At 70.9% G+C, this 14,262-nt stretch carries 16 protein-coding genes and 3 tRNA genes; 4 read left to right on the top strand and 15 right to left on the bottom strand.

The window, feature by feature from the left end:
* Positions 1–110: 110 nt before the first annotated feature.
* From rplA to ACWGDE_RS08175, 5 genes are all read right to left on the bottom strand, one after another.
* Positions 111–839, bottom strand: coding sequence for a 50S ribosomal protein L1 (gene rplA, locus ACWGDE_RS08195; RefSeq protein WP_073912938.1), 729 nt, complete (start codon positions 837–839; stop codon positions 111–113).
* Between the two features lie 86 nt (positions 840–925).
* Complete coding sequence (gene rplK / locus ACWGDE_RS08190) at positions 926–1,360, bottom strand: 50S ribosomal protein L11 (protein ID WP_382749955.1); 435 nt, start codon at positions 1,358–1,360, stop codon at positions 926–928.
* A 171-nt stretch (positions 1,361–1,531) separates the two neighbouring features.
* Complete coding sequence (gene nusG / locus ACWGDE_RS08185) at positions 1,532–2,497, bottom strand: transcription termination/antitermination protein NusG (protein WP_453388173.1); 966 nt, start codon at positions 2,495–2,497, stop codon at positions 1,532–1,534.
* Positions 2,498–2,581: 84 nt separating this feature from the next.
* Positions 2,582–2,863, bottom strand: coding sequence for a preprotein translocase subunit SecE (gene secE, locus ACWGDE_RS08180; RefSeq protein WP_030298162.1), 282 nt, complete (start codon positions 2,861–2,863; stop codon positions 2,582–2,584).
* Between the two features lie 108 nt (positions 2,864–2,971).
* A tRNA-Trp gene (locus ACWGDE_RS08175) sits at positions 2,972–3,044 on the bottom strand.
* A 191-nt stretch (positions 3,045–3,235) separates the two neighbouring features.
* On the opposite strand from ACWGDE_RS08175, the gene ACWGDE_RS08170 reads away from it, so the two are divergent.
* Both ACWGDE_RS08170 and ACWGDE_RS08165 read left to right on the top strand, forming a co-directional pair.
* Positions 3,236–4,462, top strand: a complete 1,227-nt coding sequence (locus ACWGDE_RS08170) for a pyridoxal phosphate-dependent aminotransferase (protein WP_453388172.1) — start codon at positions 3,236–3,238, stop codon at positions 4,460–4,462.
* Between the two features lie 176 nt (positions 4,463–4,638).
* Complete coding sequence (locus ACWGDE_RS08165) at positions 4,639–5,658, top strand: adenosine deaminase (protein WP_453388171.1); 1,020 nt, start codon at positions 4,639–4,641, stop codon at positions 5,656–5,658.
* 23 nt (positions 5,659–5,681) lie between these two features.
* Here ACWGDE_RS08165 and ACWGDE_RS08160 read toward each other — a convergent pair whose 3' ends face one another.
* The 10 genes from ACWGDE_RS08160 to ACWGDE_RS08115 form a co-directional block, all read right to left on the bottom strand.
* Positions 5,682–6,098: a hypothetical protein gene (locus ACWGDE_RS08160; protein ID WP_453388170.1), complete on the bottom strand. Its 417-nt coding sequence runs from the start codon at positions 6,096–6,098 to the stop codon at positions 5,682–5,684.
* A 17-nt stretch (positions 6,099–6,115) separates the two neighbouring features.
* Positions 6,116–7,171 carry a UDP-N-acetylmuramate dehydrogenase gene (locus tag ACWGDE_RS08155; RefSeq protein WP_453388169.1) on the bottom strand — a complete coding sequence of 352 codons (1,056 nt, stop codon included), beginning with the start codon at positions 7,169–7,171 and terminating at the stop codon, positions 6,116–6,118.
* An 81-nt stretch (positions 7,172–7,252) separates the two neighbouring features.
* Positions 7,253–7,651, bottom strand: coding sequence for a DUF3291 domain-containing protein (locus ACWGDE_RS08150; protein WP_453388168.1), 399 nt, complete (start codon positions 7,649–7,651; stop codon positions 7,253–7,255).
* A gap of 104 nt (positions 7,652–7,755) precedes the next feature.
* Positions 7,756–9,255, bottom strand: coding sequence for a DHA2 family efflux MFS transporter permease subunit (locus ACWGDE_RS08145; RefSeq protein WP_453388167.1), 1,500 nt, complete (start codon positions 9,253–9,255; stop codon positions 7,756–7,758).
* A gap of 206 nt (positions 9,256–9,461) precedes the next feature.
* On the bottom strand, positions 9,462–10,097 hold the full coding sequence (locus ACWGDE_RS08140; protein ID WP_453388166.1) for a TetR/AcrR family transcriptional regulator: 636 nt from the start codon (positions 10,095–10,097) through the stop codon (positions 9,462–9,464).
* A gap of 237 nt (positions 10,098–10,334) precedes the next feature.
* Entirely contained in the window at positions 10,335–10,763 is a 429-nt protein-coding gene (locus ACWGDE_RS08135) for a MaoC family dehydratase (protein WP_453388165.1), read from the bottom strand.
* A gap of 1 nt (position 10,764) precedes the next feature.
* Positions 10,765–11,277 (bottom strand): FAS1-like dehydratase domain-containing protein, encoded by a 513-nt coding sequence (locus ACWGDE_RS08130; protein WP_453388164.1) that lies wholly within the window; start codon positions 11,275–11,277, stop codon positions 10,765–10,767.
* Positions 11,278–11,385: 108 nt separating this feature from the next.
* Entirely contained in the window at positions 11,386–11,550 is a 165-nt protein-coding gene (gene rpmG, locus ACWGDE_RS08125) for a 50S ribosomal protein L33 (RefSeq protein WP_003956487.1), read from the bottom strand.
* 88 nt (positions 11,551–11,638) lie between these two features.
* A tRNA-Met gene (locus ACWGDE_RS08120) sits at positions 11,639–11,711 on the bottom strand.
* A 48-nt stretch (positions 11,712–11,759) separates the two neighbouring features.
* Positions 11,760–11,832: transfer RNA gene (locus ACWGDE_RS08115), tRNA-Thr, on the bottom strand.
* Positions 11,833–12,125: 293 nt separating this feature from the next.
* On the opposite strand from ACWGDE_RS08115, the gene ACWGDE_RS08110 reads away from it, so the two are divergent.
* Together ACWGDE_RS08110 and ACWGDE_RS08105 are read left to right on the top strand one after the other, a co-directional pair.
* On the top strand, positions 12,126–13,481 hold the full coding sequence (locus ACWGDE_RS08110) for an amidohydrolase family protein (RefSeq protein ID WP_453388163.1): 1,356 nt from the start codon (positions 12,126–12,128) through the stop codon (positions 13,479–13,481).
* 54 nt (positions 13,482–13,535) lie between these two features.
* Entirely contained in the window at positions 13,536–14,192 is a 657-nt protein-coding gene (locus tag ACWGDE_RS08105; protein ID WP_453388162.1) for an SDR family oxidoreductase, read from the top strand.
* Positions 14,193–14,262 lie beyond the last annotated feature (70 nt).

Here is a 14,262-nt window from a genome sequence, read left to right as displayed (position 1 = left end):
CGGTGGCCCCGGATACGGAAACGGGCCCTCCGCTCCCCTGAGGGGGGCGGAGGGCCCGTTCAGACCGTTACGGCGGGCCCTGGGGGCCGGAGCCCGGAGGCTCAGTCCGATCAGACCGCGGCCGGGTCTTCCTCGACGAGGAGGTTGCGGGTGCGGTTCGGGTCCAGCTGGATGCCGGGGCCCATGGTGGTGCTCAGGGCGGCCTTCTTGATGTAGCGGCCCTTCGCGGCGGACGGCTTCAGACGAAGGATCTCGTCGAGGGCCGCGCCGTAGTTCTCGACCAGCTTGTCATCGGAGAAGGAGACCTTGCCGATGATGAAGTGCAGGTTCGAGTGCTTGTCGACACGGAACTCGATCTTGCCACCCTTGATCTCGGTGACAGCCTTCGCGACGTCCATGGTGACGGTGCCGGTCTTCGGGTTCGGCATCAGGCCACGGGGACCGAGCACGCGGCCGAGGCGGCCGACCTTGCCCATGAGGTCCGGCGTGGCGACAACGGCGTCGAACTCGTTGAGGCGGTTGCCCTTGGCGATCTCGTTGATGAGCTCGTCGTCGCCGACAATGTCGGCGCCGGCGGCTTCCGCGGCCGCAGCACGGTCACCGGTCGCGAAGACCAGGACCCGGGCGGTCTTGCCGGTGCCGTGCGGGAGGTTCACGGTGCCACGGACCATCTGGTCGGCCTTGCGCGGGTCTACACCCAGGCGGAAGGCGACCTCGACGGTGCCGTCGAACTTGGTCGCGGAGGTCTCCTTGGCGAGACGGACGGCCTCGAGCGGGGCGTACAGCTTCTCCCGGTCGACCTTGGCGTCCGCAGCGCGGAGAGTCTTGCTGCGCTTCACTTCTGCTCCTGTGTTGTGATCAGGCGTGGAGTCGTGGTGCGGACCAGCGCTTGGCCCTACCACTGATGGTGCTGGGGGTGGCTGAATCAGCCTTCGACCGTGATGCCCATGGAACGGGCGGTGCCGCGGATGATCTGCTCGGCCGCGTCCAGGTCGTTGGCGTTCAGGTCGGGGAGCTTGATCGTGGCGATCTCGCGGACCTGGTCACGCGTAAGCTTCGCGACCTTGGTCTTGTGCGGCTCGCCAGAGCCCTTCTCCACGCCCGCGCTCTTCAGGATGAGGCGCGCGGCCGGCGGCGTCTTGGTGATGAAGGTGAAGGAGCGGTCTTCGTAGACCGTGATCTCCACCGGCACGACCATGCCACGCTGCGACTCGGTCGCGGCGTTGTAGGCCTTGCAGAACTCCATGATGTTGACGCCGTGCTGACCGAGCGCGGGGCCGACCGGCGGAGCCGGGTTGGCCGCACCGGCCTTGATCTGGAGCTTGATAAGCCCCGTGACCTTCTTCTTCTTGGGAGGCATTGCTCTCTCCGGGTCCTAGTGAGAGTTTCGCGCCGCCAATCCGGTCATCCGGATGGAGGCATACCGCACCACGATAACGGGTATCGGCGCGGGGCTAAAAACCGAGCAGGTCAGACCGCCCGCAAGCGGGCAATCTGACCTGTCCGGAAGCGTGTGCCAGAAGGCTGTGGATCAGTTCTTCTGGATCTGGTCGAAGCTCAGCTCGACCGGGGTCTCGCGGCCGAAGATCTCGACGAGACCCTTGACCTTCTTCGAGTCCGGGTTGATCTCGTTGATGGTCGCCTGCAGCGTCGCGAACGGGCCGTCGGTGACGGTGACCGAGTCGCCGACCTCGAAGTCCAGGACCTCGATGGTGCGCTTGACGGAGGGCGCGGGCAGGCCGGCCTCTTCCGCGGCAAGCTTGGCGGCCTTCTCCTGAGCCTCCGGGGCGAGCATCTTGACGATCTCGTCCAGGGTCAGCGGGTACGGGTCGTACGCGTTGCCCACGAAGCCGGTGACACCAGGCGTGTTGCGGACGACGCCCCAGGACTCGTTCGTCAGATCCATGCGGACGAGAACGTAACCGGGCAGCTTGTTCTGCCGGACGTTCTTGCGCTCGCCGTTCTTGATCTGGACGATCTCTTCCTCGGGCACCTCGGCCTGGTAGATGAAGTCCTCGACGTTCAGCGAGACGGCGCGCTGCTCCAGGTTGGCCTTCACGCGCTTCTCGTAGCCGGCGTAGGTGTGGATGACGTACCACTCGCCGGGCAGGAGGCGCAGCTCGTCGCGCAGGGCCTGGATGGGGTCGACCGGCTCGGCGGGCTCGGCGTCGGCGGCGTCGACGGCCTCCGCGTCGGCCTCGGCCAGGGCGGCGTCGTCCTCGTCCTCGTCGGTCTCGTCCTCGTCGGAAGCCTCTTCGGCCTCCACGTCGACGTCCTCGTCGGAGTCGTCCGCGGGCTCGACCTCGGCGTCGTCCTCGGCCTCGGCGTCGACCTCGCCCTCGACGTGCAGCGCTGCCTCCTCGGCGGCGATGCCCGCCTCGGCGTCGGCGAGCTCGGCTTCGTCGGGCTCCACAGCGTCTGCAGCCTCGACGATGTCGAGCGCGTCCTCGACGGACTCGACGGAGTCGGGGCTCGCGTTCAGGTTCGGGTCAGACACGGTGGCTGCTTCTTCCTGGATACAAAAGGTGGTCGAACATGCGAAAACGGGCGGCACCCATCAAGGCGCCGCCCTCCGCGGGGATCAGCCGAAGACGAACTTGATGGCTTCCTGGAACCCATAGTCAATCACGGTCACCAGACCGATCATGATGACGACGAAGACAATCACCACAGTGGTGTACGTCGTGAGCTGGTTGCGAGTGGGCCATACAACCTTGCGGAGTTCCGCGACGATCTGGCGGTAGAACAGCGCGAGCCGGCCCAGAGGGCCCTTCTTGCCGCGCTTGCCGCCCTTGCGGGCCTTCTTCTCGCGAGTGTCGTCCTCGGCGTCAGGCATGTCGATGGAGCCCAGGGCGTCCGTCACGTCTCTCACCTGAATCCGGGTCGTGGCCGTAGCCGCGCCCGGTTGCGCCGCACGGCACTGCATCTAAGTACGTACCTGCGCACACACGTCCGAAGAAGGAGTGTGGAGCAGGGCCGGAGGGACTCGAACCCCCAACCGCTGGTTTTGGAGACCAGTGCTCTACCAATTGAGCTACGACCCTTTGCGTGCCCCAACCTACCGCATACAGACGGGTGCACGGTGTGCTCACGTTCTGCAGCGGCCGACGAGGGCCAACGACGGTTGAGTGTACGTGGTCCGGGCCCTGACGTCGAACAGCGCCATCCGGAGACGCCGCGTCCGGTAATTGAAACGGCGTGCGGCGCTTCTTTGGCGTCTGGGACGATTGGCCGCATGACCTCTGAAACGCCTTCCGCCGAGCGTCGCGTGTCCGCCCGCATCGGTGCCATCTCCGAGTCCGCCACCCTCGCCGTCGACGCCAAGGCCAAGGCCCTCAAGGCCGCCGGGCGTCCGGTGATCGGTTTCGGAGCCGGTGAGCCCGACTTCCCGACCCCGGACTACATCGTCGACGCCGCGGTCGAGGCCTGCCGCAACCCGAAGTACCACCGCTACACCCCGGCCGGCGGTCTGCCCGAGCTGAAGGCCGCCATCGCCGCGAAGACGCTGCGCGACTCCGGCTACGAGGTCGACGCGTCCCAGGTGCTGGTGACCAACGGCGGCAAGCAGGCGATCTACGAGGCGTTCGCGGCGATCCTGGACCCGGGTGACGAGGTCATCGTCCCGGCTCCGTACTGGACCACCTACCCGGAGTCGATCCGTCTCGCGGGCGGCGTCCCGGTCGAGGTCGTCGCCGACGAGACCACCGGTTACCGCGTCTCCGTCGAGCAGCTCGAAGCGGCCCGCACCGAGCGCACGAAGGTCGTCCTCTTCGTCTCCCCGTCGAACCCGACCGGCGCCGTCTACTCCGAGGCCGACGCCGAGGCGATCGGCCGCTGGGCCGTCGAGAAGGGCCTGTGGGTCCTGACCGACGAGATCTACGAGCACCTGGTCTACGGCGACGCGAAGTTCGTCTCGCTCCCGGCGATCGTTCCCGAGCTGGCCGACAAGTGCATCATCGTCAACGGCGTCGCCAAGACGTACGCGATGACCGGCTGGCGGGTGGGCTGGATCGTCGGCCCGAAGGACGTCGTCAAGGCCGCGACCAACCTGCAGTCGCACGCCACCTCCAACGTCTCCAACGTGGCCCAGGTCGCGGCGCTGGCCGCCGTCTCCGGCAACCTGGAGGCCGTGCACGAGATGCGCACCGCCTTCGACCGCCGCCGCCAGACGATGGTGCGGATGCTGAACGAGATCGACGGCGTGTTCTGCCCGACCCCCGAGGGTGCGTTCTACGTGTACCCGGCGGTCAAGGACGTCCTCGGCAAGGAGATCCGCGGCAAGCGTCCGCAGACCTCCGTCGAGCTCGCGGCCCTGATCCTGGACGAGGCCGAGGTCGCGGTCGTGCCCGGCGAGGCCTTCGGCACCCCCGGCTACCTGCGCCTCTCCTACGCCCTGGGCGACGAGGACCTGGTCGAGGGCGTCTCCCGCATCCAGAAGCTCCTGGCGGAGGCCAAGGCCTAGGCCTCCGGCGGTTCGCAGCCCGGTCCGAGCGGCGGTTCCCCACGGGGGAGCCGCCGCTCGGCCGTTCCCGGCACACCCACAGCCCAGGCGCCCGGTACCCAGAATTTCTGTTCGGGCAAGCTCCCGTTCAGGGAATCGGGCTGCCGATCGGGGGACAAGTGCGGCAGGATCACCGGATGGAGCACGTACGCGATCTCACGCTTCTGCCGAAAGCCCACCTCCACCTGCACTTCACCGGCTCGATGCGGCCGTCGACCCTGCTGGAGCTGGCCGACAAGTACGGCGTCCGGCTGCCGGACGCGCTGACCGCCGGCGAGCCGCCGAAGCTCCGTGCCACCGACGAGCGCGGCTGGTTCCGCTTCCAGCGGCTCTACGACGCCGCCCGCTCCTGCCTGCGCGAGCCCGAGGACATCCAGCGCCTGGTCCGCGAGGCCGCGGAGGAGGACGTACGGGACGGCAGCGGCTGGCTGGAGATCCAGGTGGATCCCACCTCCTACGCCCCCCTCCTCGGCGGGATGATCCCGGCCGTCGAGATCATCCTCGACGCGGTCGACGCCGCCTCCCGCGAGACCGGCCTCGGCATGCGCGTCCTCATCGCCGCCAACCGCATGAAGCATCCCCTCGACGCCCGCACCCTGGCCCGGCTCGCCGTCCGCTACGCCGACCGCGGGGTCGTCGGCTTCGGCCTCTCCAACGACGAGCGCCGCGGCATGGCCCGCGACTTCGACCGGGCCTTCGCCATCGCCCGCGAGGGCGGCCTGCTCGCGGCCCCGCACGGCGGCGAGCTCACCGGCCCCTCCTCCGTCCGCGACTGCCTCGACGATCTGCACGCCGCCCGGATCGGGCACGGCGTACGGGCAGCCGAGGATCCCCGGCTGCTCCAGCGGCTCGCCGACCGGCAGATCACCTGCGAGGTCTGCCCGGCTTCCAACGTCGCCCTCGGGGTCTACGAGCGCCCCGAGGACGTCCCGCTGCGCACCCTCTTCGAGGCCGGGGTCCCCATGGCCCTCGGCGCGGACGACCCGCTGCTGTTCGGGTCCCGGCTCGCGGCCCAGTACGAGATCGCCCGCCGCGACCACGGCTTCACGGACCAGGAGCTCGCCGAGCTGGCCCGCCAGTCGGTGCGGGGCAGCGCTGCGCCCGGCGACGTACAGGACAAGCTGCTGGCCGGGATCGACCACTGGATCGCCTCGTAGGGGCCCGGTGACGGGTCTGCCCGTCAGCGCGTGAGCCGCAGGTCGCCCTCGTGGCAGTCGGCGCGCACCCGCGCGCCGTCCGGGAAGCCGATCTCCAGGTGGGTGCGGCCCTGCGCGGGCAGCGCGTACTCGGCGACCGATTCGACGGTCTCGCCGAGGTGGCGCAGGAAGGGGTGGTCCCCGAGGTCCTCGCCGACCTCGATGCGGCCCCACTCCCCCATGTCGTAGGGCTCGTGCGGCGAGACGGATTCCACGATGAGGCAGGCGTCGGACCCGGTGGTGATCCGGGTGGACTCCCCGTCGCTGTCGAGGAGCCAGACGTCGAGGGGCGCCTCGGATCGTTCGCCGTCGCTGATGTGCCAGGACGCGACGACCCTCCTGATCGTGCGTCCCACCAGCCGGGTGGGATCCGTACCGGCCCCGTGCAGGGGACAGAGCATGGGCGGGCCGGGACTCCTCAGATGCTGACGCCGACCGTCACCGGCTCGTTGACGAGGGTGACGCCGAAGGCCGCGTGGACCCCCGCGACGACCTCGCGGGCGAGGGCGAGGAGGTCTTCGGTGGTGGCCTCGCCGCGGTTGGTGAGGGCGAGCGTGTGCTTGGTGGAGATGCGGGCGGGGCCGTCGCCGTAGCCCTTGGCGAAGCCGGCCTTGTCGATCAGCCAGGCCGCGCTGGTCTTCGTACGGCCCTCGCCGGCGGGGTAGGCGGGCGGGGTGGCGTCGGGGCCGAGGCGGTCCTGGGCGCGGGCGAGGAAGGCGGCGTAGGCCTCGTCGCTCAGGATCGGGTTGTGGAAGAAGGAGCCGGCCGACCAGGTGTCGTGGTCGGCGGGGTCGAGGACCATGCCCTTGCCGGCGCGCAGCCGCAGGACGGTCTCGCGGGCCTGGGCCGCCGGGACCCGGTCGCCGGCCTCCACGCCGAGGGCGCGGGCCGTCTCGGGGTACTTGACCGGCGCGGACAGGCCGCCGGCGTCCTCCAGGGCGAAGCGGACGCGCAGGACGACGTACCGCTCGGGCTGGTGCTTGAAGAGGCTGTCGCGGTACGAGAACGCGCACTCGGCGGCCGACAGGGTGACCGTCTCGCCGCGCGTGCGGTCGTAGGCGACGACCTCGGTGATCGTGTCGCAGACCTCCTGGCCGTACGCCCCGACGTTCTGGATCGGCGTGGCGCCGGCCGACCCCGGGATCCCGGCGAGGCATTCGATGCCGGCGAGCCCGGCATCGACCGCGCGGGCCACGGCGTCGCTCCAGTTCTCCCCGGCGGCGAGCTCCAGGCGGGTCCCGTCGAGGGTGAATCCGGTGGTCGCGATGCGCAGTGCGGTGCCGTCGAAGCCCTGGTCGCCGATGACCAGGTTGCTGCCGCCGCCGATGACCAGGAGCGGGGTGCCGCTCTCGTCCGCGGCGCGCACGGTGGCGATCACCTCGGCGTCGGTGGTCGCGGTGACCAGGCGGGCGGCGGGCCCGCCGAGCCGGAAGGTGGTCAGCGGGGCGAGGGGGGCGTCGTGGAGTTCCTGCACGTGGACAAGAGTACGGTCCGTGTCCCCCCAACCAGGCGGGGCCACGGACCGTGGTCGTGCCGTGAGCATGTGCGCCGGTGCTCAGTAACCCGTCTTCTGCTCGGCCAGGCGGCGCTCCGCCTCGGCCCAGCCGATGGGGAGCTCGCTCGCCGGGACGGTCCAGAAGGTGAACCCGGACTCCTTCATGTACCCGGCGGCGGCCCGCGAGCTGGAGCGGTGCGGCTCGCTGCGCGCGAAGCGGTAGAGCGCGTCCCGGTCCTCCCAGGCGGACAGGGTCAGGAAGGTCCGGCTGAAGACCCGGGCCCGCAGGGCGACCCCGTGCGCGCCGGGGGCCTTGCGGATCTGGCGGACGATGCCCGGGGCCTTCAGGAAGAACTTCAGGGCTCCGGCGAGGCTCTCGGTCTCGAACCGGGAGGCCATGACGTAGACCTCGGCGTCGGGGCCGGCCTGCGTGGGCGTGGACCAGGGGATGTCGGGCATGACGGGCTGCTCCTCGGCGACGAGTCGTACGGATCTTCGTGCTGTTCTCCCGCTGCGGTTCCGGGGGCCGCGCCCCGCGCGGCCCCCGGCAGGCCGGCCGGACCCTAGCGGGTGGCGGCCGTCTTCTCCAGGGCGGGGACGGGGGCGACGGTCAGGGCCACCGCCGGGTCCGCCTGCTCCCGCGCCGGGTCCTGCCCGTACTCCGAGGCCTCGGCGGCCTGGGCCTTCTCCTTCGCCCGGCCGGGGAGGAGCAGGGCCAGGGCGGCCGCGACGGCGACGACCACGGCTCCGATCCAGGTGGCGGGGATGGTGCCGTCGGTGAAGGACTGCGCGGACTCGTAGCCGCCACGGGAGGAGAAGACGGAGGCGAGGACGGCGATGCCGAGGGCTCCGCCGACTTCGCGCAGGGCGCTGTTGGCACCGGAGGCCTTGCCCTGGTCGGCACGGGCGACGGTGGACATGAGGGCGTTGGAGGCGGGGGCGAAGAAGAGCCCCATGCCGATGCCGCTGATGATCAGCGGGGGCAGCTGGTCCGCGTAGGCCACGTCCGTACCCAGGATCGTGGCGAACCAGGCGAGGCCGAGGGCCTGGAGCGCCAGCCCGGCGACGACGACGGGGCGGCTGCCGATCCGGTCGGAGAGGATGCCGGCGATCGGCGCGGCGATCATGGGCATGCCGGTCCAGGGGAGCATCCGCAGCCCGGCTTCGGTGGGCGAGTAGCCGAGGACGCCCTGGAAGAACTGGCTCAGCAGGAAGATCGAGCCGAACATCCCGGCGAACATCAGCAGGCTGGCCATGTTGATGCCGAAGAAGCCCCGGTCACGGAAGAGCCGCATGGGCAGTACGGGATTGTCGTTGCGGAACCCGTGGTGGATGAAGCCGCCCACCAGCACGACTCCGGCGATCAGCGCCGTCAGGACGGGGGTGCTGGTCCAGCCGTCGGCATTGGCGTTGACCAGGCCGTAGACGATCCCGAAGAGCCCGCCGCTGATGAGCAGCGTTCCCCGGACGTCGAGCTTGGACTTCGGGGCGGTGGACTCGGCGAGGCGCAGCCGGGCGAGCGGGATCAGGGCGAGCCCGATGGGCACGTTCAGCCAGAAGATCCACTGCCAGGAGATGTGCTCGGTCAGGCTGCCGCCGATGAGCGGTCCACTGGCGACGGCGAGGCCGGTGAGGGCTCCGTAGATGCCGAGGGCCATGCCGCGGCGGGCGGCGGGAACGGCGACGGTCAGCAGGGTGAGCGAGAGCGGCATCATGATCGCCGCGCCGACTCCCTGGACGGCCCGGGCCGCGATGAGCGCCTCGATGCCGGGCGACAGGGCCGCCGCAGCCGAGGCGGCGGTGAAGACGCCGAGCCCCGCGATGAAGAGCCGCCGGCGTCCGAACCGGTCGCCGAGGGCCGCGCCGAACATGAGCAGGACGGCGAAGGTGAGCGTGTACGCGTTCACCGTCCATTCCAGGTCCTCGAGCTTCCCTCCGAGGTCCTCCCGGATGGAGGGGAGCGCGGTGGTGACGACGAGGTTGTCGAGCGCGGCCATGAAGCTGGCGGCCCCGGTGATGACCAGGGCCCAGATCGCGGGCCCGCGAAGCTTGGTGTCTTGCACTGCTCCCCCAAAACTAGTTATTGATCACTAACTTTCACGGACAGAACTCGGCCCTGATCGGATCGTGCGCAAGCACCGGGCCTGCCGACCACTCGACCCCCCGGACCCGCCGGGCCCCTGTCGGGGCCGGCGCTTCCCGGGCGGTGCCGGGTACTCCGCTCGCCACCCGGGCCGGGGCCCGGAGTGCGACTCGCGCCGAGCGCGGGCTAGGCCTTGGGCTCGGCCCCGGACTCCGCCTCGGACTCCGCCCTGGGCGCCACCTTGGGCTCGACCTCGGACTTGGGCTGCGGCTTCGGGTGGACGGAGGGGTAGCACCCCTCCCAGACCCGGTGCCCGGCCGGGAAACCCATGGCGGACAGGGTGTTGATCAGCATTCCGTAGGCGAGGAACGTGGTCGTCTCGCCCACGTCCGCACCGAGCGGCACGTGGACGGTGTCCCACAGCTCCATCCACGCGGCCCGCACCATCTCCCCGAATTCCGGTTCCCCGGCGGCTTCGGCGGCGGCGACGGTCACGTACGTCTGGAGCTGCATCTGCAGTTTGTCGGGCTGCTCGGCGATCAGCTGCATGTACGCCACCCCCATCACCTGGACGGCATCCTCGCCGTGGTGGCCCTTGACGGCCTCCTCGAAGACGAGCCGGATGTCCTCCATGCAGCGGGCGGCGGCGGCGAGGAAGATCGCCTGCTTGTTCGGGAAGAGCCGGAACAGGTACGGCTGCGACACCCCGACGCGCTTGGCGATCGCCTCGGTGGAGGTCCCGTAGTACCCGCCCCGGGCGAACTCGCTCATCGCCGCCCGAATGACGCTCTCGCGCCGCTCTTCCGCACTCATCCTTGCCATGCCCTCAAAGTTAGTGCTCAATCACTAACTTCGCAACCGTTTGGTGGACACGGACACCAAAAAGGCTCTGACCAGCGGATTCATCCACCGGCCAGAGCCTTCGGCAGCAACGGGAGCGCGCACTGCGGGTCGCGGATCACGCACTGCGGCCGCGTCCCACGCCGTACGCTCCACGCACCGCGGGCCACGGGACCACAGGACCGCAGGACCGCAGGACCGCAGGACCACAGGCACGTACTACGCGAGGACGACCACCGCGCGCGACATCCCCAGCACCTTCTGCCCGGCGCTCATCGCCGTCAGGTCGACCCGTACGCGGTTGTCGTCGAGCTTCGCCGCGACCTTCGCCGTGACCTCGATCAGCGCGCCCGTGTCGTCGTTGGGGACGACGACCGGCTTCGTGAACCGCACGCCGTACTCCACGACGGCACCCGGGTCGCCGACCCAGTCGGTGACCACGCGGACCGCCTCGGCCATGGTGAACATGCCGTGCGCGATCACGTCCGGCAGCCCGACCTCGGTGGCGAACTTCTCGTTCCAGTGGATCGGGTTGAAGTCGCCCGACGCACCCGCGTACCGGACCAGCGTCGCCCGCGTCACGGGGAAGGACGCCGCCGGCAGCTCGGTGCCGACCTCGACCGCGTCGTACTGAATCTGGGCAGCCATCTCAGGCCTCCTCGGGTGCGGGAGCGGCAGCGGACGCGGGCTCGGCGGCGGCAACGGGCTCGGCCGCCGGCTCCGGCGCCCGCGAGACGAGCTTCGTCCACGCCGTCACCACGTGCTCGCCGGTCTCGTCGTGGACCTCGCCGCGGATGTCGATGATGTCGTTGCCCGCGAGCGACTTCACGGCCTCGATGGTCGAGGTCACCGTCAGCCGGTCACCGGCCCGCACGGGGCGCGAGTAGGCGAACTTCTGATCGCCGTGGACGACGCGGCTGTAGTCCAGCCCCAGCTGCGGGTCCTCGACGACCTGGCCGGCCGCCGCGAAAGTGATGGCGAACACGAAGGTCGGCGGGGCGATCACATCGAGGTGACCGAAAGCCTTGGCGACGTCCGGGTCGGTGTAGACGGGATTGGCGTCACCCACCGCTACCGCGAATTCGCGGATCTTCTCCCGGCCGACCTCGTACGGATCGGTGGGCGGGTAGCTCCGCCCCACGAAGGACTGGTCGAGCGCCATGACTCCCTACCTCCCTGTTGAAACGATCTGATGAAACGACACAAGGCCGCCCCCCAATGACGGGGACGACCTCATGACGGTGCCTGTTGTACGAGACTTCGCCAGTTGTTAGCGGGTCTCGCGGTGCGCGGTGTGCGAGTTGCAACGCGGGCAGTGCTTCTTCATCTCAAGACGGTCCGGGTTGTTACGCCGGTTCTTCTTGGTGATGTAGTTCCGCTCCTTGCACTCCACGCAGGCCAGCGTGATCTTCGGGCGGACGTCGGTGGCAGCCACGTGAGTGCTCCTTGACGGAAATTGGGACGGATGAACGCATACAAGAGTAGCCGACCGGGAGACCGACCCCGCAATCGGCTACTGTGTGTAGCGGCGACCGGACTTGAACCGGTGACACAGCGATTATGAGCCGCTTGCTCTACCGACTGAGCTACGCCGCTTTGATGAGATCCGTTCCCCACCCGAGGGTGGGGAACCTCTCTCACCAGAGCCCCAATGCGGAATCGAACCGCAGACCTTCTCCTTACCATGGAGACGCTCTACCGACTGAGCTATTGGGGCGAGCGAGGAAGACATTACACGGTCGTCCGCCGATCGCCCAAATCCTTTGCGGGGCCTGGGCTCGGAGCGAGGCCGCCGCCTTTCCCGATCATCCCGGAACGGCTCTCGGGGCGGTTTTCACCCCGGAAGGTGTCCGGTGTCACACCCCGGTCCCTCCAGACGCACCGGTACGACTATTGCCCTCTTCCCCGAAGCGAGCATCCCTGCCCCCTAGGCTCTGAGCACGCTGCGTGATCTTGGGCCGCGGGCCGCGGCCACGGCCCAGGAACCGCCCGAGCCACCGCAGGAGCGCGATGTCCGACAGCCAGCCGCAGCCGCCGTCCCACTCCCCGCGCAACCGCCCGGCCGGCGACGGGCAGTCACAGGGCCACGGCCACCCCCACGGCCGCTCCCACGGCCCCGGGAGCACCCCCGGCGGGGCCCCCGGGAACCCCGGCCCGGCGGCGGCCGAGTCCGCCACCCTCCTCCTGACCGGCGCCCGCCTCACCGACGGCCGCACCGTCGACGTCCGCCTCGGCAGCGGTCGGATCCAGGCCGTCGGCACGGCCGGCAGCCTGCCCGCCCCCGCGGCCTCGCGCGTCGACCTCGGCGGCTACCTCCTGCTCCCCGCCCCCGCCGAGCCCCACTCCCACGGGGACACCGCACTGACCGCCGACAGCGAGGGGCCCGTCTCCTACACCCCCGACGAGGTGCAGCGCCGGGCCACCGAGGCCGCCCTGCTCCAGCTCGGCCACGGCGCCACCGCCGTCCGGTCCCACGTGCGGATCGGCGACGTGCACGGCCTCGGCCCCCTGGAGGCCGTGCTCCAGGCCCGCCGCTCCCTGCGCGGGCTCACCGACCTGACCACCGTCGCCGTCCCCCGGCTGCTGACCGGGGTGGCCGGCGCGGACGGGCTCGCCATGCTGCGCGACGCCGTGAAGATGGGCGCCTCCGTCATCGGCGGCTGCCCCGACCTCGACCCCGACCCGACGGGCTTCCTCGAAGCCGTACTGGAACTCGCCGCCGAGCACGGCTGCCCCGTCGACCTGCACACCGACGGCGACGACCCCGCCCGCCTGTCCCGGCTCGCGGCCATGGCCGGCGGACTGCGCCCGGGCGTCTCCATCGGCCCCTGCGGCGGACTGTCCCGGCTCCCGCTGGACGCGGCCCACCGGGCCGCCGACCAGCTGGCGGCGGCGGGCGTACGGGTGACCTGCCTCCCCCAGGGCGACTGCGCCGCCCTGGAGCGCCGCGGACTGCGCACCGCCCCCGTACGGCTGCTGCGCGCCGCCGGGGTCCGCGTCGCCGCCGGCAGCGGGGCCCTGCGGGACGCGGGCAATCCCGTCGGACGCGGCGACCCGCTCGAAGCCGCGTACCTCCTGGCCTCCCAGGGCGGGCTCCGCGCCACCGAGGCCTACCACTCGGTCAGCGCCGCCGCCCGCGAGGCGATGGGGCTGCCGGAGGTGCGGGTGGAGGCCGGCTTCCCGGCGGAGCTCCTCGCCGTGCGCGGGGACCGGATCGCGAGCGTGCTGTCCCTGGCGTACAGCCGGATCGTGATCCACCGCGGGCGGGTGGTAGCCCGTACGAGTGCCGTACGGGAGTACTGCGACTCCGCCGTCGCCGTGGCCCTGGACCTGCCCCGGCAGGGCCGTACGGAGCCCGGCACCTGAGAGTTCGCCGTGCGTTCGCGGGCGCGGGCGCCCGGGTCGTCGTACGGTCGGGACATGCGCATCGTCATCGCGGGTGGACACGGTCAGATCGCGCTGCGGCTGGAGCGCCTGCTCGCCGCGCGCGGGTACGAGGTCGCGGGCATCATCCGCGATCCGGCACAGGGCGACGACCTCAGGGAGTCGGGCGCCGAACCGGTGCTGTGCGACCTGGAGTCGGCTTCGGTCGAGCACGTGGCGGGCATCCTGCAGGGCGCGGACGTCGCGGTGTTCGCGGCGGGCGCGGGTCCCGGCAGCGGCGCCGGGCGCAAGGACACGGTGGACCGGGGCGCGGCGGTGCTCTTCGCGGACGCGGCGGAACGGGCCCGCGTACGCCGCTTCCTGATGGTCTCTTCGATGGGCGCGGACCCGCGCCACGAGGGCGACGAGGTCTTCGACGCCTACCTCCGCGCCAAGGGCGAGGCCGACGAGCACGTCCGCACCCGCCTGGGCCTGGAGTGGACGGTGCTGCGCCCCGGCTCGCTCCTCGACGACGCGGGGACGGGCCTGGTCCGGCTGGAGGCCCGGACGGGCCGCGGGCCGGTCCCGCGCGACGACGTGGCGGCGGTGCTCGCCGAGCTGATCGAGACGCCCGCGACGGCCGGCCTCACCCTGGAGCTGATCTCCGGCTCGACCCCGGTCCCGGTGGCGGTCAAGGACGTGGCGGGCAACTGACCGCCCGCCGGGCGGCCACCGGCCGGGGCGCGGGGTCTCGGGGTCCCGGGGATCCGGGGATCCGGGGATC

The organism is Streptomyces sp. NPDC054956, from assembly GCF_053609185.1.
This window is presented reverse-complemented; position numbering and strand designations above follow the sequence as displayed.

Coding starts and splice junctions, on each gene's coding strand:
- rplK (WP_382749955.1), bottom strand. CDS start 1,360: ATGCCTCCCAAGAAGAAGAAGGTCACGGGGCTTATCAAGCTCCAGATC.
- ACWGDE_RS08170 (WP_453388172.1), top strand. CDS start 3,236: ATGACCTCTGAAACGCCTTCCGCCGAGCGTCGCGTGTCCGCCCGCATC.
- ACWGDE_RS08165 (WP_453388171.1), top strand. CDS start 4,639: ATGGAGCACGTACGCGATCTCACGCTTCTGCCGAAAGCCCACCTCCAC.
- ACWGDE_RS08160 (WP_453388170.1), bottom strand. CDS start 6,098: ATGCTCTGTCCCCTGCACGGGGCCGGTACGGATCCCACCCGGCTGGTG.
- ACWGDE_RS08150 (WP_453388168.1), bottom strand. CDS start 7,651: ATGCCCGACATCCCCTGGTCCACGCCCACGCAGGCCGGCCCCGACGCC.
- ACWGDE_RS08140 (WP_453388166.1), bottom strand. CDS start 10,097: ATGGCAAGGATGAGTGCGGAAGAGCGGCGCGAGAGCGTCATTCGGGCG.
- ACWGDE_RS08135 (WP_453388165.1), bottom strand. CDS start 10,763: ATGGCTGCCCAGATTCAGTACGACGCGGTCGAGGTCGGCACCGAGCTG.
- ACWGDE_RS08130 (WP_453388164.1), bottom strand. CDS start 11,277: ATGGCGCTCGACCAGTCCTTCGTGGGGCGGAGCTACCCGCCCACCGAT.
- ACWGDE_RS08110 (WP_453388163.1), top strand. CDS start 12,126: ATGTCCGACAGCCAGCCGCAGCCGCCGTCCCACTCCCCGCGCAACCGC.
- ACWGDE_RS08105 (WP_453388162.1), top strand. CDS start 13,536: ATGCGCATCGTCATCGCGGGTGGACACGGTCAGATCGCGCTGCGGCTG.